Genomic DNA, 19,823 nt, shown 5'->3' with positions numbered 1-19,823 from the left:
GCTGCTTCAGAGGCAGTCGTACTGTGACTGTCGGTCAAAGGCGACAGCGACCATATCGTAACCGGAATCGGACAGGGACTGAATCAGTTCCCTGTCTTTCAGAAGCGTCATGCAGACCTTGTGAACGCTGGCCTGTAACTGGTCGCTGGCCGGGTCGGACTTGAAGCGGAAGTCTACTACCAGGTACTTACGTTCAATATGGGAGGTGGCGGGTATATCCTCTCTCTCCACGCTTTCATAGCCGATGTAGGTGGCTTGCTGGTCCGGAAAGATTCCGCTCAGCAGAAGGTCCAGGTTGTTGGCCGCTACGGGCTGGGAGGCCGCAGCCAACAACAGGGCAATAGCGCCGGCGGTGCTTCTGATGGGCATGGAGTCACTCCTGTGATGTGAGTCCGGGAATTATGTAAATATATGTAATTTTTGGTTACTGATCATTATCGCAGAGTCCCGGCAATTTTGCGTGATTTGTGCACGTATTTTTCAATTGTTTGCAGTTTTCAGTAACACGGCGTGGCCCACCGCAAGGTTCCGGAGCTCGTCAGGATACACTATGATGGTTAAAAACAGAGTCAGGTAGAGGCAGGATCATGTTCCAGCTTGTTTTCAAAGGGGAGTGCACACCGGGGACAGACCCGACGACAGCCCGTACTAATGCAAAAAACCTGTTCAAGGCAACGGTAGAGCAGGTCGATCGCATGTTCAGCGGTCAGCCAGTGGTTATCCGCAACAAGCTGGAAGAGGTACAGGCGGAGAAATACCGGGCTGTGTTGCAAAAACACGGTATGGTGGCCTACGTGCAGGCGATGGAAGGCACAGCTCCCCCTCGACCGCCCCAGCCGGCGCCAGGCGCAGAGCCCCGGGCTCAATCGCAACCTGAGCAGGCGCCCCGTCAACCCGCAGCCGCAGAGGCTACTGCCGCCGACAAACCAGCGTCGTCAGTGGCGGTGGAGCCGGGCGATCGCTTGCCGGTAGCTGGTGAGAAGGTTGACACGATTCTGTCCGGTTCCGCTCTGACGCTGGACCCGGTTGGCGTAACCCTTGAGGAGCACAGGGAGGCGCCTGCGCCGATGTTTCAGCATCTGGACGACTGGACACTGGCGCCACCGGGCACTGAACTGGGCGTCAAGCGAGACTTGCCGCCACCGGTCGTCCCCGATGTATCCCACCTGTCGCTGGCAGAGCACGACCGCAAGGACGATCAATAAATCACAGGCGGGATGATGTCAGTATTGAGATTACTGGTTCTGGTAGTTGTAGTGCTGGCGGGAATGCCGGCGCTGGCCGATGCAGGGCGGCCAAAGGTAGGGTTGGTGCTCAGCGGTGGTGGCGCCAAGGGTATGGCCCATGTCGGTGTACTGCGGGTGCTGGAAGAGCTGAAGGTACCGGTGGATATCGTGGTGGGCACCAGTGCCGGCTCGGCCGTCGGCGCCCTCTATGCCTCGGGCATGGACGTTCACGAAATCGAAGAACGTTTTATCGAGATGGACTGGGTCTCGAGTTTTCGTGACGATCCCGGCCGCGCCTACAAGCCCGTCAGGCGAAAGCGCCAGGACTGGCGATTTCCGGTGGCGCCAGGTCTTGGGGTACGCCTGGATGGGCTTCATCTGGGGGGAGGCATTATTGCCGGCCAGAACCTCGGTTTTATTCTCAACGAACTTACCCGCAGTGCCTCACTGGTAGAGGATTTTGACCAGCTGGCGATTCCCTTTCGTGCGGTCGCCACGGATCTGGAAACCGGGGAGCAGGTCGTCATCGGCAAAGGCAATCTTTCCGAGGCGATTCGAGCCAGCATGAGTATCCCCGGTGTCTATGCCCCGGTCAGCCTGGACGGTCGGTTGCTGGTCGATGGCGGCGTGGCCAATAACCTGCCGGTCAGTGTGGCCCGGGATCGCGGTGCCGAGATCATCATCGCGGTGGACATCACTGACCCACTGCTGGAAGGGGAGGAAATCCGGGAGGCCTTTTCGGTGGTCGGTCAGCTCACCACCATGATGACACGGCAGAATACCGAACAGCAGCTGGAGCTTCTGTCGGATCAGGACATACTCATCCGGCCGGACCTGGAAGGACTGTCCTCGGCGGATTTCTACGAGGCGCCTGCGCTGTTTGAGCTCGGTGCCAGCGGCGCCCGCAAGCATGCGGGCGAGCTTCGCCACCTGAGCGTGAGTGACGATCAGTGGCAGCGCTTCCGCAGCCAGGTGCAGGCACACTCATTCAGTCCTGGGCGAATTACCGCGGTCCGCATTGATGATGACTCCCGTCTGGCCGGTGACTTTCTCCGTGAGCGCATACGCCAGAAAGTCGGCGAACCGTTGGATATGACTGCACTTGAGGAAGATCTCAAACGCATATATGGCCTCGGTTACTACGAAACCGTTTCCTATTCCCTGGTGCCATCGGAGTCCGGCGGTACCGATCTTGTTATCCGGGTTCAGGAGAAGAGCTGGGGGCCGAACTACCTCTCTTTCGGCCTGAACTACGAAGACAATTTCGAGAATGAAACCCGCTTCAATCTGGCAACGTCATTGCGTATGACCGGCCTCAATGCCCTTGGTGGTGAGTGGGCAACCGGGCTCCAGCTGGGAACCCAGCCATGGGTCCGGACCGAGTGGTTCCAACCCCTGGACTACGGCTTCAAACGTTTCCTGACGGTAGGAGGAGAGTATACCCGCGAGAATCTGAGTGCGTTCGATGGTGACGGCGAGCGTATCACCGAGGTGGATATCACCAACCGCCAGGTAGACCTCTCCGTGGGAACCGAGCTTGGGGTCAATGGCGAGATCCGTCTTGTCTATGAGCGCGGGTATGCCACCGTCGACGAGCAGGTGGGCGAACCGGTGGCCCCCTCTGGCTCAATCCAGAGTGGCAGTGTCAGCCTGCGGCTGGTCCATGATTCCCTGGACGACACCTTCCTTCCTGAATCTGGCGGCTATGCGGGTATCCGGGGCCGAATCGAACGCCCGGGTCTTGGGTCTGACCGCCACTTTGATTCGGTCCGGGTCATGCTTTTGGGTACAGCAAGCTGGGACAAAACAAGCATTACCGGTCTTCTATTTGCAAATACCGTGACCCGCGGTGTTGCAGGTATCGAGAATTCGGTGTTGCTGGGAGGCTTTCGCCGGTTGTCAGCCTATAGTCAGGGCGAGGTGGCCGGTGAAGATGCGGCCCTTGCCAGTGTCTTTGCCAGGCAGGAATTCGGTGGACCCTTTGTGCCCTGGTTTGCCGGAGTGGGTTTTGAATCCGGTAACGCCTGGTCGTCGCTGGGAGATGCCCGCTGGAACAATCTGCTGCACTCAGCCAGTGTGTTTGCCGGCGTTGAATCATTTCTGGGGCCGCTTCAGATTGCCACGGCCTATAACAATGAAGACGACTGGAGCGCTTACCTGAGCCTCGGGTTTTCCTTTACCCGTCTGTTTGACTGATCAGTCAGGGCGTCAGGCACTGGCTGTTTTGTTGCCAATGGCTTCCAGAACCTGCTGGCATTGCTGTTCGGCGTATTTCGCCAGAATCCCTGCCAGACGTTCCTCATCGTGTGCTCGTATGGCGTCGATGGATTCACGCACGTGCTCCAGGTTGTCCTCCAGCACGCGATTTCCCCCACGCTGAAATGCGACAAAGGCACAACGCTTAGCGGAGGGCCAGAGGTCTTCAATCGCCGAAACAATGAAGTAGTTGTCAGCGTAGGCCAGGGACGCCTGAGTGTACTCAATGCCGAGTTCCAGAAATGCGAGCAGATTATTATTGTCGTGGCAGGCTTTCATTCGCTGATACAGGGATTCGAGCTTGTCCATGTCAGCGGGTTGCCGCTGCCGTACCAGCTTGCGACCGGTATGGGTCAGATACAGCTGCAGAACCTCATATAGACTGCGCACAAAAAACTCATCCAGCGGCGTGACAAATGCTCCTTTGCGAGGCACGTTCTGCACCAGGTGGCGTTTTTCCAGTAACAACAGGCCTTCCCGGATCGAGCCGTGGCTGACGTCCATCTGTTTTGCCATGGCGCTTTCGTAAATGCGCTCGCCGGAGCGAAGCTGGCCAAATGCGATGAGATTTTCAATGTGGCGTGCGACCTGCTCGGTCAGGGTTTCGCGGGGCTTGAATGTGGTCATGGTCCTGCTTCGTTACAGCGTGCTGGCTCAGTGGTTCTGGAATACTCTCACATTCTTCACGTCCGGAAAATGGTCACTTCGAAACCGATGTCGTGGCATGGGCCTGTTTCACAGCAGTGGGGCTGCCAGCCGAACGGTTCTGCAGGCCAGGCGGAAAAGGATGGAACGGTCCCGGTAGTCGCGCTCGGTCATCAAACGGCAGCTGGCAAGGTCTTCCTCCAGCATGCGTTCGACACCGTCAACAAAGTCGCTGGCGGTGCTGATAGCGGTGATCTCGAAATTCAGCCGCATGGACCGGTTGTCCAGGTTGGCTGTACCGAGCGCAGCGTAGCGGTTGTCCACCAGTACCATCTTCTGGTGCATGAACCCGGGTTGATACTGATAGATGGCGATGCCGGCCTGGGATGCCTGTACCAGGTATGAGTAGGCAGCAAGTCTGATCAACTGGCTGTCGGACTTTTCCGGGATGATGATGCGCACATCCACACCCCGGAGCGCCGCCAGCTGCAGGGCATTCATGATCTGGAAGTCCGGCACGAAATAGGGCGAAGCAATCCAGATCCGTTCGCGGGCATTATTGATGCAGTTCAGGAAGAACAGCGTGCAGGTTTCATAGGTGTCTGCCGGCCCGGTGGGCAGAATAAGCACTTCCTGATCACCGCGCGGGGGCATGGAGGACGACCAGTTGAGGGTCGGGAACTCCTCGCTGGCCCAGTTCCAGTCTTCCAGCCATGCCAGTTGCAGACCGGTTACTGCCGGCCCTGTAATACGGCAGTGGCTGTCGCGCCAGGGCTCCTCATCCATGGCTGTGCCCAGATACTCATCGCCAAGGTTAATGCCCCCGACAAACCCCACTTCTCCGTCGCAAACCAGCAGTTTGCGGTGATTGCGGAAATTCACCTGCAGCCGCATGCGGCGAAGATTGCCGTCGCCGAAGGACGCAACATTCGCCCCGGCAGCGGCCAGTTCCCGGAGATATTTTCGTGGTAGCCAGACACTGCCAATGTCGTCGTATAGAAACCACACTTCCACGCCCTGGGCGAGTTTGCGTTTCAGAATCGACTTGATGCGCTGGCCGATCTTGTCGGAGCGGATGATATAGAACTCCAGAAGAATATAACGGCGAGCGCTTTCCATGGCATCGAACAATGCATCGAAGGTGGCTTCGCCGTCCTTCAGCAGGTCACACTGGTTGCCTTTGGTGAAGGGCTGCCTCCCCAGCTTGCAGAGCACCCGGAGTTCATCGTGAAAATGCTCGTGACCCTGCTGATTGATGGACGCGGCCTGTTGCTCAAAGTGATTCAGCAGCTCGGTCAGTGGGGCGTCGCCGATTCGCCGGGCACTCAGATAACCTCCGAACCGGTTGCGCCCGAACAGCAGAAACATGGGCACGGCAATGTAGGGCAGGCCGATAAGCGCCAGAACCCAGGCCAGCGCGCCCTGGGCCGTCCGGTATGTCATCAGTATCCGGTAAATGCAGGTGGCTGCAGCCAGATAGAGCAACCCGATGATGGCGGCGAGCCAGGAGATCTCGGGGAGTGTCATTCTGGTGCTTCCCTGGCTTCGCCGGATTGGTGGCGGGCCCGATACTGGGCCGGTGCCATCCCTGTCCAGCGTTTGAAAGCCCGGCTGAAGGCGCTGAGCTCGGAAAAACCCAGCAGGAAAGCGATCTCGCCTAGCGCGTAATGGTCCGCTGCCACATAGCGCATGGCCTTATCCTTGCGAACCTCCTCTACCAGTTCGTGAAACCCCAGTCCTTCCTTTTTCAGCCGCCGGTAAAGCGTCTGGCGGCTCATGTGGCACTGTCTGGCGAGGGTGTCGGCATCAATACGTTCGGTGGCCATCTGGCGGGAAATCAGTCGCCGGATCTTGCGGCCAAACGTACGTCTGCTCTGTAGACGGGCCAGCAGCGTGTTGACCTGTTTGAGCTCCGCTGAATACACATAGGGATTGCGGTGTGGAATCGGATGGCTCAGGTGCCGGCTGTTGAAAGCAAGGCGGGTGGTGCCGGAGCCAAAATAGGTTCTCCCTCCCAGAAGGCGCTGGTATTCCTTCCCGTAGGATGGTTCCGGGTGCGCGATGTGGGCCCATTCGGCGACAATGGACGGATGAATGAAGTGCCGGGTGCGGCACAGCGCGGCTGCCAGTGTCCGGTCCATATCCTGGCGACAATAGTGTGCGGGGGAATCTGCTTGCCAGGTGAGAATGGCCAGGTCACCGGACTGCTCGAAACTCAGTGTGACGGATTCATTGATCAGCCGGTGCAGGCGAACATACTGGGTAACGGCCTCGCCAAGGGTATCGCAATTGAAGAACACGTGGCCCACCAGCCCCATACGATCAGGGTCGATTACCTGGCCGGCATGGAGCCCGACCGCCGGGTCACCGGTGGCCTGTTCGGCATATTCCCAAAGACGGTAATGGTATTCAGCGGGAATCCGGAGATCCGGATCGGTCAGTTCATTGCTATGGAAGCCGGTAATTCGCTCCACAGTAGGAATATCCAATACTCCTTGCCGGTCCAGGTAGTGAACCAGTGCCAGCGTACTTGAAGCTGCAACCAGTGGCGATGTGGTGGCTTCTGTGTGGGGAGCGTTCACGGTCACCTTTGGTTAATGGTTAACGGGAATTCATCCATGCTGATACAAAATGTCAAGCCTGTGGAACAGCCTGTCAATGGGTAATCACTGTAACAACGATAGCATTAAGTTACTGAGGATTCTCACCAAACAGATTGCGACAGGAGGTGTTTTCATGGATCTGGAAATCTTTGTACCCCATAACGAGCTGGAACGTTCCAACATCGCTGCACTGGCTGAATATCTGAACAGCATGTACTACTGCTGATGCTTCCGGCTGTTGTGGTCGGAACCCATCAAGTTTTATGACCTGATGCCGGAGGAAACTCCGGCTTTTTTGTCCCAACAACCGTTCCTGTTGTTCCCCGGCCCTCTTTCCTCTTGTGCCTGTATCCACCGATGGTAATGTAGACGGTTTACCGGTGTCACAGGAGATCCTGTTCATGAGTGTTGAGCTCAACTACCGTATTACCGGCGATGGCCCCCCGCTGATCCTTCTGCATGGCCTGTTCGGCTCACTCGATAACCTGGGTGGTATCAGCCGCCGGGTGCAGGACCAGTGGCAGGTCCATGCTCTGGACCAACGCAACCATGGCAGTTCGCCGCATACGGATACCATGGATTACCCCGCCATGGCGGGCGATGTGCTGGCCTACATGGATGCCCGGGGTCTGGACAAGGCTTCGATCCTGGGCCATTCCATGGGGGGCAAGACCGCAATGCAGGTGGCGCTCCAGGCTCCGGAGCGAGTTGATCGTATTATTGTCGCGGATATCGCGCCGGTAACCTATCACCCCCGCCACGATGTTGTTCTGGAGGGCCTTAACTCCGTGGACCTGGGCTCGATACGGTCGCGTCAGGATGCTGACAGGGTGCTGGCTGACTATGTTGAAGAGCCCGGTGTCCGGCAGTTTCTGCTGAAAAACCTGGTGCGGGTGACGAACGACGAGCGTAACGAACATCCTGGGCCCTATCGCTGGCGGCTGAATCTGCCAGTGATTGAACAGTGTTATCCGAAACTTGCCCAGGCGCCCGAGGGCGATGTCCCGTTTGAGGGGCCGGTGTTATTTATCAAGGGTGCCGATTCCGCCTACATTCAGGAGAAGCATCGCGAGGATATCCGTCGACGTTTTCCCAACGCCGATCTGCGTATCATTGCCGGCACGGGGCACTGGCTGCATGCGGAAAAGCCGGACAGCTTCGCTGCGCTGTGTCGCCGTTTCCTGGCGGATCAGTAAGGCCTTCCGCGGGCACCTTTGGGGGCGGTAACACTCGCCAGTTCAGCCCGGGGCGGGGGTCTGATAAGGTGACCACATTGTATCTGACAGGAACAGGCATCATCTATGAAGTGGCTTCTCGGAGCTTTGCTGATCGTTTTTCTGGTGTTGGGCAGTTTTCTGTTGTCGCCTTCGCCTATCAACAGCCAGTCCTGGAAAGCTCCGTCACCTCAGCCACTGACCGGCAAGCTGGCTCCTAACGAGCGCTTGCGGCTGGCCGATCTTCTGGCCAGGGGAGAGGTTTACGGTCCCGAAGACACCACGGTGGATGACGACGGCGTGCTCTATGCCGGTACTCAGGACGGCTGGATTGTCCGGGTCTGGCCCGACGGGCGGGTCGAGAAGTGGCTGAAGACCGGGGGTCGGCCTCTGGGCATGGTGTTTGACCACCAGGGCAACCTGATCGTCGCGGATGCCATCAAGGGGTTGTTGTCCATTGCACCCGATAAAACCATAACCCTGCTGACCCGCGAGGCGGAGGGGCTGCCCTTCCGGTTTGCCGACGATGTGGACATTGCCCCGGACGGCGTTATTTATTTTACCGACGCCAGCTCCCGCTTTCGTCTGCCGGACTACCAGCTGGATTTACTGGAAATGCGCCCCCACGGCCGCCTGTTGAGCTACGACCCGGCTACGAAACGAACCGAGGTTCTGCTGAGCAACCTGCATTTTGCCAATGGGGTAGCGGTCTCGCCGGATGGTGAGTATGTGCTGGTCAACGAGACCTGGAAGTACCGGATCCTCAGGTACTGGATCGGCGGCCGTAATCCCGGCCAGGCGGAGGTCTTTGCTGACAATCTGCCGGGGTTTCCCGATAACCTGGCGGTCGACAATGAAGGCCGTTACTGGGTGGCTTTTCCCACTCTGAGAAATCCCCAGGTTGATGCCCTGCACCGACAGCCCTGGCTAAAGGATCTGCTGGCCAAACTGCCGGACTACTTCCTGCCAGAGCCTCAGGAGTACGGGCTGGTGGTGGCAATGGACGAGAATGGCGAGGTCATTACCAGCCTGCACGATACCCGTGGTAGCCATTTGCAGGAGATTACGTCGGTTAACCCCCATGAAGGTTATCTCTACTTTGGTTCACTTCACAACGACCGTATCGGCCGGTTAGCGTTATCGGCCATTCCGGGTCTGGGAGAAGACGATAATGAGTAACGGCAATCCTGTGGGCTGGGACCTTCCCCGGCCATTCACCATGGCCATTGAGGTGCGTGACGAGGATACCGACAGGCTCGGCCACGCCAATAACGTGGTGTATGTGCGCTGGCTCGAGGAAATCAGCTGGCAGCATATCGACAGCCTGGGGATGACCTGGGAACTGCATGAAAAAACCGGTAAGGCCATGGCCATTACCCGTACGGAAATCGACTACCTGGCCGCTGCCAATGCCGGCGACCGGCTTCTGCTGGGCACCTGGCTGACCGGGTTTGACGGCCGTTTCCGTTCGGCACGCCAGTTTCAGCTGGTGCGGGAATCCGACGGCAAGACACTGGTAAGGGCGGTGTCCACCCATGCGTGTGTCAGCCTGAAAAGCCAGCGGCCCTCGCGGATGCCTCCTGAGTACGCTGAAATCCTCGGTGGTGCGATGGTGGAGGGCGGTTGCGGCTTTGAGGCAGCCGTTGATACCACACTGTGAAGTTTCTGCTAGTCTGAACAAATGATTCTGTCCTGTCCCTGAAGCTGTCTGGAGAACATCATGGAAAACACCACTGAGTCCAATGCAGGCAATGCCATGCGCCGCGTGGTCTATGACCGATTTGGCGATGCTGACGTGCTTCGGATTGAATCTTCCGCAATACCGCAGCCCGGTGCCGAGGAGGTGCTGTTCAGGGTGGCCGGCGCCGGGCTGAATCCCATTGACTGGAAAACCCGGAAGGGGCTGGGCTTCGTTGCGCGGCAGATTGAGGGTCGTCTGCCATGGACTCCGGGCTTTGATGCCGCCGGCGAAGTGCTTACCGTCGGGAGTGACGTAACCACCCTGGTGCCTGGTGACCGGGTAATGGGCATGGTAGGTTTTCCTGCCACGGGTGGAGGTTATTCAGAATATGCCGTTGCCCGTGCCGACGAGCTGGCCATTGTGCCAGAGGAGCTGGACCTGGTAACGGCCGGTGCGTTGCCCCTGGCAGCACTGACGGCGTGGCAGGCACTGTTCGAGGTGGCGGAACTGGAAGCGGGCCAGAAGGTGCTGATTCATGCCGGCGCCGGTGGTGTAGGCCATTTTGCGGTGCAGTTCGCTCTGGAGCGAGGCGCCCATGTCATCGCCACGGCCTCGGCAAGCAACCGTGATTTTCTGGCGGCTTTCGGCGTTCACGAAGTCATTGATTATCACACGACCGATGTGGTGGACGAATGCTACGGCCTGGACGTGGTTCTGGACCTGGTGGGTGGCGAGGCCGGCAAGCGTTCCCTGCACACCCTCAGTGAGCATGGTGTGCTGGTGACGATTCCCACGGTTACCGCAGACGAAATCATTACTGCAGCGGAAGCGCTGGGGCTGAGGGCCCACGGCATGACCGTACGCCCCGACGTGTTCCATCTTGACGAGATTGCCGAACTGATCGAGGACGGCGATGTGCGGGTCCACATTGACGAGACGTTTACGCTGGATCAGGTGGCAGAGGCTCACCGGCTGCTCGAAGGCGGGCACGTCAGAGGCAAACTGGTGCTTGACTGCCGTACCCGTTGATGTGATCAGGCAGGGGTGGGTTCAGGCGCTTCGCCGGTATCCCGCTCCTTGCGTTCCTTCCTGGCCTGGGGCGGCACCAGACTGACAAGGGTCCAGTCTTTTTCGGGCTTGATGTCATCCATACTTCTGACCGGCGTGATGTGCTCGCGGGTGTCCAGTACAAACAGCACCATCGCCTGGCGGTCGTACTTTTCCAGAAAGTCGCCAAACGTAAATTCATCACTGAGCTGGGTGGTTTTCACGGCGTACCCCTGGCTGGCCAGGCTGGCAAGCTTGGCATAGCTCACCCCGCCAAACAGCCCCCGGGTCATCTGAATTTTCTCGGCAGTCTGGTGTCTGGCTTTCTGGTCCTGATCTCCTTCCGCCAGGGTCAGTACCGAATTCTTACCAAACCAGTCCAGGAAGTGATAGGTGGCCAGTGAGTTCATGTGTTTGTAGGGGGAGATGACCAGCAGGTTGCCAATGCCGGTCAGGTCAAGATGGGTCGACGCGTGTTCGGACACCGGGTTGCCGAAGTACACCTGCAGGTCCTCCATCCTCGCCTGCTTGACGTTCTCCCAGTTGGTATCTGCCAGAGTGACAGGTACTTCCAGTTTCTTCAGGGCCAGGCCGATTTTTCGTGCTACCGGATTGGCGCCCAGAATCAGGAAGCCGTAGGCGGCCGGTTCGGCCACCCCAAGCAACTTGGCCAGTGGTCGCGCGGTGAGGCTCTGCAGGGTGACGGTGGCAATGATCAGCATGAAAATCAGAGGCACCAGGGCACCGGCACTCTCGTATCCCAGCTCCTGTAGCTGGAACGCGAACAGGGCGGATACCGCTGCGGCCACGATGCCCCTGGGGGCAATCCAGCTCAGAAACAGCTTGTCGCGCCATTTGAGGTTAGTGCCGAGGGCCGACAGAAAAATGCTCACAGGGCGCGCCACCAGCATCAGTAGCGCGAGCACGATCACCAGGCCCCAGCCCAGTTGGGCAATGGCTCCAAACTCGACCCGTGCGGCGAGGATGATGAACAGAGCCGAGATCAGCAGCACGCTGAGGGATTCCTTGAATTCCAGAATGGCGTCGATGGGCACCTGTTTCATGTTGGCCATCCAGATGCCCATCACGGTGACCGTCAGCAGGCCCGATTCGTGAGCCATTTCGTTGGACAGGGCATAGACGCCGAGCATGAACGTCAGGGTGCCGGCGTTATGCAGGTACTGGGGCAACAGGTGTTTGCGCAGGGCAATACCATTAAGCCAGCCCGCTACTGCGCCAAGCACAAAGCCCACCGCCAGGGTTTTTCCGAAGATGTACATGGAATGGCCGAACACATTGCCCTGGCCCCATGACACGATGCCCTCGAATACCAGAACCGCCAGCAGGGCGCCGACCGGATCAATGATGATGCCTTCCCACCGGAGGATGTTGGCAAGTTTGGCGTCCGGCCGGACAGATCTCAGCAGGGGTGCAATAACCGTTGGGCCGGTGACAATGGATATGGCCCCGAACAGCAGCGCCACTTCCCAGGACACCTCCAGTATCCAGCGGGCAGCAAGAGTGCCGATAAAACAGGTGACCACAGAGCCGACAGGAATGAGGTTGCGAACCATCTTGCCGTGGCCGCGGATCTCTTCATACCGCAGGGTCAGGCTGCCTTCGAACAGGATGATGGCGACCGCCAGGGAAATTACCGGGAATAACAGATCGCCGAACACGGCCTCCGGGTCCAGAAAGCCGAACAACGGGCCGGCCGCTATACCGCCAGCCAGCAGAAACAGGATTGCAGGCATGCGCACGCGCCAGGCGAGCCACTGGCAGAACAGCGAGAGCACACCGATGCAGGCAAGTAGAAAAACAGTGCTGACGGTCATATTGGCATCAGTTCCATTGAGTGGTGGGTTAGTTCTGTTGTCCGGCAGGGGAGGTTGTTGCGGTGTCCGCTTCCGCCTTGCGCGCAAGTCGGGTCAGAAGCCTGGCCGCTGCGAAAAAACCGAAACTGGCGGTGACGGGGCTGGCGGCGCCAAATCCTGAGGCGCAATCCAGCCTGACCGGGCCTTCGGTGGCCGGCTTCTGAAGGCACACCTCACCGTCTCCTGCAGGATACGTGAGCTGCTCAAGGGAGTACACGGCTTCGATTCCGAAACGCCGTTTGGGATTGCGTGAGAAACCGTATTCCCTGCGCAGCAGATTGCGAACTTTTGCCAGCAGTGGATCCTGAGTCGTCTTGCTGAGGTCACCGACGCGAATCTGGGCCGGGTCCATCTGGCCTCCGGCACCGCCGGCACAAACCAGCGGAATCTTCTGCCGCTGACAATGTGAGATCAATGCGGCCTTGGCTTTGACGCTATCAATAGCGTCAACCACTCCAGACATGTCCGGAGTGATCAGTTCGTCGACGTTTTTGGTATTCAGAAATCCGAAGTGAATACGGATATCGGCTTCCGGGTTGATGCTCCGCAGGCGCTCGGCCATGGCATCGGTTTTGGTGCGGCCGTACTGGCCTGCCAGAGCGTGGAGCTGACGGTTGGTATTGGAAACGCAGATGTCGTCCATATCAATCAGCGTCAAGATACCAATACCTGAGCGAGCCAGGGCTTCCGCTGCCCATGAGCCGACCCCGCCCAGGCCAACAATGGCAATATGAGCGTGACGGAAGCGCTCCAGGGCCCTGCGACCATACAATCGTTCGATACCGCCGAAGCGGAAGTGGAAATCGTCACCCGTCATACTGCATCTCCGCCGAAAAGTCCCGATTGTACCCCAGGCCTACCGGCTGTCTCTAATGGATGGTGGGTCAGGATATCGGAGGGAGTGACTGCCAGGCGCAAAAAAAAACGGCCACGCGAGAGCGTGGCCGGCAAGCAAGTGCCCAACCCGACGGGGGTGGGCCGGACTAGTTCAGAGACACTAATCAACGTAATCAGTATCGTTTATAAACGTGTCGCCCGGAAGGTCAGTGCTTGACAAATATCAGTCATTTCCGGCCATAGTTTCAGGCATGGCCGGAAATGCCAGGTTATGCTGCCCAGTGGTCGTCTTCGAACGCCATGAGCGACTCTTTTCCGCTCTCAATGTCCTGCTGCAGCCACTGGATCTCCGGCAGCAGCTTCTCGAAGTAGAAGCGGGCCGAGACCAGTTTGCCTTCCAGTAGCGGCTTGTTGCCTTCGCCGGCATGCAGTTGAGCCTTGGCCACACCGGCCATGCGAGACCAGAGATAGGCGATGACGGTCAGGGCCATCAGGCGCAGGTAAGGCGTTGCGGCCGCTCCGGCCTGCTCCGGATCCGTGGGAGCATTGCTGGCGATCCACATCGTCGCCGACTCCAGCGACTTTATGGCACCCTTCAACTCCTCCCGGTGTGGCGATTCCGGATTTTCTTTGAGGTAGCCGGTCAGTTCCGCAAACAGAGTGCGTACCAGCTGACCGCCCTTGAGGCTGAGCTTGCGCCCCACCAGATCCATCGCCTGTATGCCGTTGGTGCCTTCGTAGATGCGGGCGATGCGGCCATCCCGGACCAGTTGCTCCAATGGCCAGTCAGTGGTGAAACCGGAACCGCCCAGCACCTGCAGGCCGGTGTTGGCGTTGTTGAAGCCTTCGTCGGTGAGGAAAGACTTCACCACCGGGGTCAGCAGCTGAACCAGATCATCCGCGGATTCGCGAACCGAAGCGTCACCGTGGGCCACCGACAGGTCCAGCTTGTGGCCGGTGAACAGGGCCAGCGCACGCATGCCTTCGTTCAGCACCTTCTGGCGCATCAACATGCGGCGTACGTCTGGATGCACGATGATCGGATCAGCCGAGCCGTCCGGGTTCTTGGGCCCACTGAGGGAACGACTTTGCAGGCGCTCACGGGCAAACCCCAGGCTTTCCTGATACGCCATTTCTGCCAGACCCAGCCCCTGCATGCCGACCATCAGGCGGGCCTCGTTCATCATGGTGAACATGGCGCTCATACCCTTGTTCGGTTCGCCCACAAGCCAGCCTTTGGCACCTTCAAAGTTCATCACGCAGGTGGCCGAGCCCTTGATGCCCATTTTGTGCTCCAGCCCGCCACAGAAGGCCCGGTTGCGCTCACCGGTATCCGGTAGCACCTTGGGCACGACAAACAGGGAAATACCCTTGGTGGTGTCTGGCGCGCCGGGCAGCTTGGCCAGTACCAGGTGTACGATATTGTCCACCAGATCGTGCTCGCCACCGGTGATCCAGATCTTGGTGCCTTCGATGGCGTAGGAGCCGTCGTCGTTGGGGGCGGCACGGGTGCGGATCAGACCCAGGTCGGTACCACACTGGGGTTCGGTCAGGCACATGGTGCCGGTCCACTGGCCGGAAATCAGTTTTTCCAGGTAGGTGTCTTTCAGCTCCTCGGAGCCGTGGGCATAGAGAGCGCTTATGGCACCGTGAGTCAGGCCCGGGTACATGCCCAGTGACAGGTTGGTCGAGCAAACCATCTCATCCACTACAAACTTCAGTGTATGGGGCAGTCCCTGACCGCCGTATTGCAGCGGGGCATCCAGTGCGGTCCAGCCACCCTCCACAAATCTGGTGTAGGCTTCGCGAAAACCATCCGGTGTGGTCACCTCGTGGGTTTCCGGGTTGTACTGACAACCCTGGCGGTCGCCGACCTGGTTGGTAGGCTGGATCACCTCCGCAGCAAGCTTGCCGGCCTCATCGATGACCGCCGAAATCAGGTCAGGGGTGGCGTCTGCGTACTTTTCCAGTTCATGGAGCTTGTCCGCGCCAAGGACATCAAACAGCAAGAAGCGAAGGTCGTTCGCCGGAGCCTGGTATTGCATGGAAGTTTCTCCTCAATGCAGGAATTGGTGTCAACGCCTCTATTCATACGCCCGTTTTAATTTCCGGTTCACTGCGAGGGCCGGTCTGAAACCAGAAATATTCGTATCCCTCTGAGGGTTTCACTTGATGATGTGATATGGGCCGGGAGTGTCTATGAAGCAGGTATTGATTGCCGGGATATCCGGCGCTATTGGCCACGCACTGGCCGTGCGGCTGCTGGAGCAGGATCCGGGGGTTTCGGTTGTGGGGCTGTGCCGCGATCCGTCAGCGGTTGCTTTCAGCGAGGATTATTCAGGCCGGATATTGCTGGTTCCGTGGAACGCTGCCGACAGCTGCAGTGCCCCGGCGGCGGCTGAAAAACTCAAAGCGGTTTTGTCCGTAGAGACCGGACTGGATGCCGTGATTTATGCCGCAGGGATACTTCATGGTCCCGGAATGGCCCCCGAGAAGCGGCTGGAAGACCTGGACGCCCAGGCTATTGCCCATGCGTTTGCCGTGAATGCGACCGGTTTTGCGATGCTGATCCAGGCTATGTCTCCTTGGCTTCGTCACCGGCGTTTCAAGCGCATCGTTGCAGTCTCTGCCAGGGTTGGATCCATTACCGATAACGGGTTTGGTGGCTGGTATGCCTACCGAAGCTCCAAGGCCGCATTGAATATGCTGGTGCGTAACCTGTCTATTGAATTGCCCAGGAAGTACCGCCCGCTGGCGTGTGTGGCGGTGCACCCGGGCACGACATTATCGCCACTGAGCAAGCCTTTTACCCGTTCACTGGCGCAGCTCAGGGTCCACCAGCCCGAGGAAACCGCAGCAAATATTCTGAGTGTGGCGGAGCGTCTGACGGAAGACGATAACGGAACCTTCCTCAGTTGGGATGGCTCCGTTATTCCATGGTAGAAGGGATGTGGAGGCGCTGGCCGCCTCACCGTATGAATGGATTCAGCAGCCGGGTGAACGTGCCCGTGAGTTTGACCGGCGCACTCAATACCGAGAGCGTAATACAGTCTTCGCAACCAACCGCGACGGGCTTGTGCTCATCTTCCTGGTTGAGAACTACAAAGTCCCACTGATTGAAAACGCCTTTCTGGTCCGCGAATGCGCCCTGAAGCACAATGGTGGTTTCGTCACCGCGGTGCGTGTGGGCGGGGGCCTTGCCGCCGGCAGCCAGTTTCTGCAATACAACCTGTTCGCTCTGGCCAGGGAACCTTTCGCTGATATCCAGCACACTGACATCGCCCAGCTGCCGTTTCCACGGCAGGTCATTGAGGTTATCCCCCAGCAGCTTCTGCAGCGGGCTCATGCGCTTGGCCTGGGTCTGGATATACTTTTCAGTCATGTCCGGCTCGCTGTCGATGCGTGACAGGATCGAGTCGAACATGTCTGACGAAACACCCACCTGGGGCTGGCTTTCCATCATCACTGCACCGAGGCTGTCGAGCGTATCAACACGGCTACGGCAGTGAGGGCACTGGTCCAGATGAAGGCGAATACACAGCGCGTAGGGCTCGCTGAGGTTGCCCGCGCTGTATTCCATCAGAGTCAGGGTGTCTGGGTGATGCCGAGTCATACGTTCTGGTCCTGCAGAATCACTTTCAGTTTGTTAAGCGCCAGGCGAACCCGGCTTTTTACGGTACCCAACGGTATATTAAGCTCGTCGGCCACCATCTGGTGTGACTTGCTTTCCATGTAAACCTTGGCGATAACGGTAATCTGTTCTTCCGGAAGGTGGCTGAGAGATTCCCTCACCCGCCGCTCAGACATCAGGCGGTGCAGTGATGTCACCGGCTCGTCTTCATTCTCGCCGGGGATCTGCCACAAATCTTCGGTCTCAACCGGCATCTCTGCACTGGTGCGCTTCATCTTGCGCAGCATGTCGATACGCTGGTTACGGGCGATGGTAAAAATCCAGGTGGACGCGGCAGCCTTGCGCCAGTCGTAAAGGCAGGACCGGCGCCAGATGGATACGAACACTTCCTGTACCAGCTCTTCGGCATGACTCGCCAGGCCGTTGGCCATGGCGTAGTACTTGATCTGTGGGCCAAAGTGTTCGAACAGGGCATGGTAGGCCTGGCGATCCTGGTTCTTTCCCACCTTTTCGAGCATCTGGCTCCAGGGATCCTTGCGGCCCTCGGCCCGTGCCGGTTTCTGATCCAGTGTGGTCACCGGACGCTCCTTGACTGTCGCATGATTTGAAATTGTTCTGTTCATCATTCTATGCACTCGCCCCGGGTTTGTCAGTCACGATATTTACGGGGCGTTCAGGCAGCCGGATCAGCCCGGAGCTGTTTTTTCGGTATTAATTTGTGTGGGGCTACGCTTACTCTTCCAGGTAGGTGTAGCCTTCCAGCCCGTTGCCAAGCTCTTCCAGCAGAGCGGTCTGTTCTTCTTCCGGTAGCCCGCTGGCGGCGAACTTCTGCTGGTAGGCCCGCAGCAGCACGGCAGGCTCGAAGTTTACGTACTGCAGCACCCTTGCCACGGTGTCGCCATGAATCGGCTCGCTGATAGTGTGACCACCGCCAGTGTTGCGTCTTACATCCACAGAGTGGGTGTCGCCGAACAGGTTATGCATATCACCGAGGATTTCCTGGTAGGCGCCGGTCATGAAAAAGCCCATCAGCATGGCTTCCTCCGGATTGTCTTCCGGCAGGGGAAAGGTGGTCTCAATGCCCTGACCGTCCACGTAGCGGTCAATCCGGCCATCGGAATCGCAGGTAATGTCCTGGATAACCGCACGCCGGTTCAGGGGGCGATTGAGCCCGTTGATGGGCATGACCGGGAAAATCTGGTCAATGCCCCACACATCCGGCAGCGACTGGAACAGCGAAAAATTCACGAACAGCTTCTCCGCCAGCTTTTCGTTGAGTTCGTCAATGATCTCCCGGTGCGCGCGGTTAGCGGAATTGAGCTGGTCACGGAGTGCCCGGCAGCAGGTGGTGTAGAGCGTTTCTGCCCGCGCCCGGTCGGCCAGAGACATCAGGCCATGGGCGAACTGGGTATGGACGTCGGCCATGGCATGGAGCACATCATGGTAGATCTCGGCGAGAGAGCGGGGCGTGCGGTCGTCGCGCAGGCTTTCCAGGTCCCGCCACAGGTCCTGGAGCGGGGCAGGCGCATCGCCGGGGGGGCGCTCCGGCAGACGTTTATCGGGCACCTCGCGGTCAATCACGTTGGTGACCAACACCGAGTGGTGGGCGGTTAACGCCCGGCCTGATTCACTGATCAGGTTGGGGTGGGGAATGCCGGCCCGGTCGCATTCCGCCTGTAGAATGTGAACCACGTTATAGGCGTACTCATGCACGCTGTAGTTCATGGAGCAGCTGCTGCGGGAACGGGTGCCCTCGTAATCCACGCCAAGGCCTCCGCCGATATCAACGGTACCCACCGGCGCCCCCATCTGCCGCAACTCGCTGTAGAAGCGGGCGCACTCTCTCAATCCGGTCTGGATGTCGCGGATATTGGCAATCTGCGATCCCAGGTGAAAATGCAGCAGTTGCAGGGATGCCAGAGCGCCGGCACTGCGCAGGGTTTCGACCACGTCCAGCACCTGGCTGGCGGACAGGCCGAATTTCGACTTTTCGCCGCCGGTATTCTGCCAGTTCCCCTTGCCGATGGTGGCCAGCCGGGCCCGTACACCTATTAGCGGTGTTACCCCGAGAGCGCGGGCCTGCTCCAGGATCAGCGGCAGCTCGGACTGCTTCTCCACCACGATAAACACCCGGTGCCCCAGCTTTTGCCCGATAAGAGCCAGGCGGATGTATTCACGGTCTTTGTAGCCATTACAGACAATCACCGAACCGGTTTGCCGGGAAAGTGCCAGCACGGCCATTAGCTCCGGCTTGCTGCCTGCTTCCAGGCCGATCTGGTTATCGCTGGCAGCGGGCTCCGCACAGAGCAGTTCCTCGACCACCCGCCGCTGCTGGTTCACTTTGATGGGATAGACCGCTGTGTAGGCGCCCTGATAGCCCTGTTCCCGGGCAATCCTGTTGAAAGCACCGCAAAGTTTGTTGACCCGATCGTGAAGAATGTCCGTGAAGCGGATCAGCACCGGCAACTGCACTCCCTCATCGACCAGGGAACGGGTCAGATCGGGCAGGTTGATGTCCTCGCCACTTTGCCCCCGGTCTGGCCGTATCAACACCTCACCGTGGGCATTCACATCGATATAGCCTTCGCTCCAGTGGGCGATGTTGTACACCTTGTGGGCGGTACTGCCGGTGGGTTCGTTCATGGTGCTTTCCTGTGCTGAATCCGGAGCCGGCACTGTACCGGCCTATGGCGGTTATTGTATGGATTCCGCCAGCCCGCTGAAAGAACCGAACCGGAAAAAAACCATGACCCTACAGGATGATAGTCCTTTAGGTGTGCGGTCTCCCCACCTACAATACCTTTAATAC

At 58.6% G+C, this 19,823-nt stretch carries 17 protein-coding genes; 7 read left to right on the top strand and 10 right to left on the bottom strand.

Going from position 1 to position 19,823, the window contains the following annotated elements:
• Nucleotides 1–6: 6 nt before the first annotated feature.
• Nucleotides 7–369 carry a hypothetical protein gene (locus tag ABJM11_RS17000; protein ID WP_348293747.1) on the bottom strand — a complete coding sequence of 121 codons (363 nt, stop codon included), beginning with the start codon at nucleotides 367–369 and terminating at the stop codon, nucleotides 7–9.
• Between the two features lie 218 nt (nucleotides 370–587).
• On the opposite strand from ABJM11_RS17000, the gene ABJM11_RS16995 reads away from it, so the two are divergent.
• Nucleotides 588–1,205: a hypothetical protein gene (locus tag ABJM11_RS16995; RefSeq protein ID WP_348293746.1), complete on the top strand. Its 618-nt coding sequence runs from the start codon at nucleotides 588–590 to the stop codon at nucleotides 1,203–1,205.
• Between the two features lie 63 nt (nucleotides 1,206–1,268).
• Nucleotides 1,269–3,422 carry a patatin-like phospholipase family protein gene (locus tag ABJM11_RS16990; RefSeq protein WP_407070011.1) on the top strand — a complete coding sequence of 718 codons (2,154 nt, stop codon included), beginning with the start codon at nucleotides 1,269–1,271 and terminating at the stop codon, nucleotides 3,420–3,422.
• Between the two features lie 12 nt (nucleotides 3,423–3,434).
• Here the strand turns inward: ABJM11_RS16990 and ABJM11_RS16985 are convergent, their stop codons facing one another.
• The 3 genes from ABJM11_RS16985 to ABJM11_RS16975 all read right to left on the bottom strand — a co-directional run bounded on the left by ABJM11_RS16985 (nucleotide 3,435) and on the right by ABJM11_RS16975 (nucleotide 6,715).
• Nucleotides 3,435–4,109: a GntR family transcriptional regulator gene (locus ABJM11_RS16985; RefSeq protein WP_348293743.1), complete on the bottom strand. Its 675-nt coding sequence runs from the start codon at nucleotides 4,107–4,109 to the stop codon at nucleotides 3,435–3,437.
• Nucleotides 4,110–4,217: 108 nt separating this feature from the next.
• Nucleotides 4,218–5,654, bottom strand: coding sequence for a cardiolipin synthase (cls, locus tag ABJM11_RS16980; RefSeq protein WP_348293741.1), 1,437 nt, complete (start codon nucleotides 5,652–5,654; stop codon nucleotides 4,218–4,220).
• On the bottom strand, nucleotides 5,651–6,715 hold the full coding sequence (locus tag ABJM11_RS16975) for an AraC family transcriptional regulator (RefSeq protein ID WP_407070010.1): 1,065 nt from the start codon (nucleotides 6,713–6,715) through the stop codon (nucleotides 5,651–5,653). Before ABJM11_RS16975 ends, cls begins: the two co-directional genes overlap by 4 nt.
• 416 nt (nucleotides 6,716–7,131) lie before the next feature.
• On the opposite strand from ABJM11_RS16975, the gene ABJM11_RS16970 reads away from it, so the two are divergent.
• The 4 genes from ABJM11_RS16970 (at nucleotide 7,132) to ABJM11_RS16955 (ending at nucleotide 10,654) form a co-directional block, all read left to right on the top strand.
• The gene (locus ABJM11_RS16970) at nucleotides 7,132–7,926 is read left to right on the top strand and encodes an alpha/beta fold hydrolase (RefSeq protein WP_348293738.1); all 795 of its coding nucleotides are present in this window, start codon (nucleotides 7,132–7,134) and stop codon (nucleotides 7,924–7,926) included.
• Between the two features lie 105 nt (nucleotides 7,927–8,031).
• The gene (locus tag ABJM11_RS16965; RefSeq protein ID WP_348293737.1) at nucleotides 8,032–9,123 is read left to right on the top strand and encodes an SMP-30/gluconolactonase/LRE family protein; all 1,092 of its coding nucleotides are present in this window, start codon (nucleotides 8,032–8,034) and stop codon (nucleotides 9,121–9,123) included.
• Nucleotides 9,116–9,604, top strand: a complete 489-nt coding sequence (locus ABJM11_RS16960) for a thioesterase family protein (protein WP_348293735.1) — start codon at nucleotides 9,116–9,118, stop codon at nucleotides 9,602–9,604. The genes ABJM11_RS16965 and ABJM11_RS16960 overlap by 8 nt, the downstream gene beginning before the upstream one ends.
• Before the next feature lie 60 nt (nucleotides 9,605–9,664).
• Nucleotides 9,665–10,654: an NADP-dependent oxidoreductase gene (locus ABJM11_RS16955; RefSeq protein WP_348293734.1), complete on the top strand. Its 990-nt coding sequence runs from the start codon at nucleotides 9,665–9,667 to the stop codon at nucleotides 10,652–10,654.
• A 5-nt stretch (nucleotides 10,655–10,659) separates the two neighbouring features.
• Here the strand turns inward: ABJM11_RS16955 and ABJM11_RS16950 are convergent, their stop codons facing one another.
• From ABJM11_RS16950 to ABJM11_RS16940, 3 genes are all read right to left on the bottom strand, one after another.
• Nucleotides 10,660–12,507: a sodium:proton antiporter gene (locus tag ABJM11_RS16950; RefSeq protein WP_348293732.1), complete on the bottom strand. Its 1,848-nt coding sequence runs from the start codon at nucleotides 12,505–12,507 to the stop codon at nucleotides 10,660–10,662.
• 28 nt (nucleotides 12,508–12,535) lie between these two features.
• Entirely contained in the window at nucleotides 12,536–13,363 is an 828-nt protein-coding gene (gene tcdA, locus ABJM11_RS16945; RefSeq protein WP_348293731.1) for a tRNA cyclic N6-threonylcarbamoyladenosine(37) synthase TcdA, read from the bottom strand.
• Between the two features lie 289 nt (nucleotides 13,364–13,652).
• Nucleotides 13,653–15,428 carry an acyl-CoA dehydrogenase C-terminal domain-containing protein gene (locus ABJM11_RS16940; RefSeq protein WP_348293730.1) on the bottom strand — a complete coding sequence of 592 codons (1,776 nt, stop codon included), beginning with the start codon at nucleotides 15,426–15,428 and terminating at the stop codon, nucleotides 13,653–13,655.
• Between the two features lie 154 nt (nucleotides 15,429–15,582).
• Here ABJM11_RS16940 and ABJM11_RS16935 point away from each other — a divergent pair, with 154 nt between their 5' ends.
• The gene (locus ABJM11_RS16935; RefSeq protein ID WP_348293728.1) at nucleotides 15,583–16,326 is read left to right on the top strand and encodes an SDR family oxidoreductase; all 744 of its coding nucleotides are present in this window, start codon (nucleotides 15,583–15,585) and stop codon (nucleotides 16,324–16,326) included.
• A gap of 25 nt (nucleotides 16,327–16,351) precedes the next feature.
• On the opposite strand, the gene ABJM11_RS16930 is transcribed toward ABJM11_RS16935, so the two are convergent.
• The 3 genes from ABJM11_RS16930 to speA all read right to left on the bottom strand — a co-directional run bounded on the left by ABJM11_RS16930 (nucleotide 16,352) and on the right by speA (nucleotide 19,657).
• A complete protein-coding gene (locus tag ABJM11_RS16930) occupies nucleotides 16,352–16,996 on the bottom strand; it encodes a ChrR family anti-sigma-E factor (protein WP_348293726.1) in 645 nt (214 codons plus the stop codon).
• A complete protein-coding gene (locus ABJM11_RS16925) occupies nucleotides 16,993–17,592 on the bottom strand; it encodes a sigma-70 family RNA polymerase sigma factor (protein WP_250093855.1) in 600 nt (199 codons plus the stop codon). Before ABJM11_RS16925 ends, ABJM11_RS16930 begins: the two co-directional genes overlap by 4 nt.
• A 154-nt stretch (nucleotides 17,593–17,746) precedes the next feature.
• Complete coding sequence (gene speA, locus ABJM11_RS16920; RefSeq protein WP_348293724.1) at nucleotides 17,747–19,657, bottom strand: biosynthetic arginine decarboxylase; 1,911 nt, start codon at nucleotides 19,655–19,657, stop codon at nucleotides 17,747–17,749.
• Nucleotides 19,658–19,823: the final 166 nt, after the last annotated feature.

The sequence above is a fragment of the Marinobacter sp. genome (assembly GCF_039977835.1).
In the GTDB taxonomy this organism is placed as follows: Bacteria; Pseudomonadota; Gammaproteobacteria; order Pseudomonadales; family Oleiphilaceae; genus Marinobacter.
The sequence above is the reverse complement of the archived record's forward strand: the minus strand, read 5'-3'. Positions and strand labels throughout refer to the sequence as shown.

Bases quoted from the DNA above. Each gene is read 5' to 3' on its own strand.
- ABJM11_RS16950 (WP_348293732.1), bottom strand. From the start codon at position 12,507: ATGACCGTCAGCACTGTTTTTCTACTTGCCTGCATCGGTGTGCTCTCG.
- ABJM11_RS16990 (WP_407070011.1), top strand. From the start codon at position 1,269: ATGCCGGCGCTGGCCGATGCAGGGCGGCCAAAGGTAGGGTTGGTGCTC.
- cls (WP_348293741.1), bottom strand. From the start codon at position 5,654: ATGACACTCCCCGAGATCTCCTGGCTCGCCGCCATCATCGGGTTGCTC.
- ABJM11_RS16935 (WP_348293728.1), top strand. From the start codon at position 15,583: ATGAAGCAGGTATTGATTGCCGGGATATCCGGCGCTATTGGCCACGCA.
- ABJM11_RS16965 (WP_348293737.1), top strand. From the start codon at position 8,032: ATGAAGTGGCTTCTCGGAGCTTTGCTGATCGTTTTTCTGGTGTTGGGC.
- ABJM11_RS17000 (WP_348293747.1), bottom strand. From the start codon at position 369: ATGCCCATCAGAAGCACCGCCGGCGCTATTGCCCTGTTGTTGGCTGCG.
- ABJM11_RS16955 (WP_348293734.1), top strand. From the start codon at position 9,665: ATGGAAAACACCACTGAGTCCAATGCAGGCAATGCCATGCGCCGCGTG.
- tcdA (WP_348293731.1), bottom strand. From the start codon at position 13,363: ATGACGGGTGACGATTTCCACTTCCGCTTCGGCGGTATCGAACGATTG.
- ABJM11_RS16995 (WP_348293746.1), top strand. From the start codon at position 588: ATGTTCCAGCTTGTTTTCAAAGGGGAGTGCACACCGGGGACAGACCCG.
- ABJM11_RS16930 (WP_348293726.1), bottom strand. From the start codon at position 16,996: ATGACTCGGCATCACCCAGACACCCTGACTCTGATGGAATACAGCGCG.
- ABJM11_RS16970 (WP_348293738.1), top strand. From the start codon at position 7,132: ATGAGTGTTGAGCTCAACTACCGTATTACCGGCGATGGCCCCCCGCTG.
- speA (WP_348293724.1), bottom strand. From the start codon at position 19,657: ATGAACGAACCCACCGGCAGTACCGCCCACAAGGTGTACAACATCGCC.
- ABJM11_RS16940 (WP_348293730.1), bottom strand. From the start codon at position 15,428: ATGCAATACCAGGCTCCGGCGAACGACCTTCGCTTCTTGCTGTTTGAT.
- ABJM11_RS16985 (WP_348293743.1), bottom strand. From the start codon at position 4,109: ATGACCACATTCAAGCCCCGCGAAACCCTGACCGAGCAGGTCGCACGC.
- ABJM11_RS16960 (WP_348293735.1), top strand. From the start codon at position 9,116: ATGAGTAACGGCAATCCTGTGGGCTGGGACCTTCCCCGGCCATTCACC.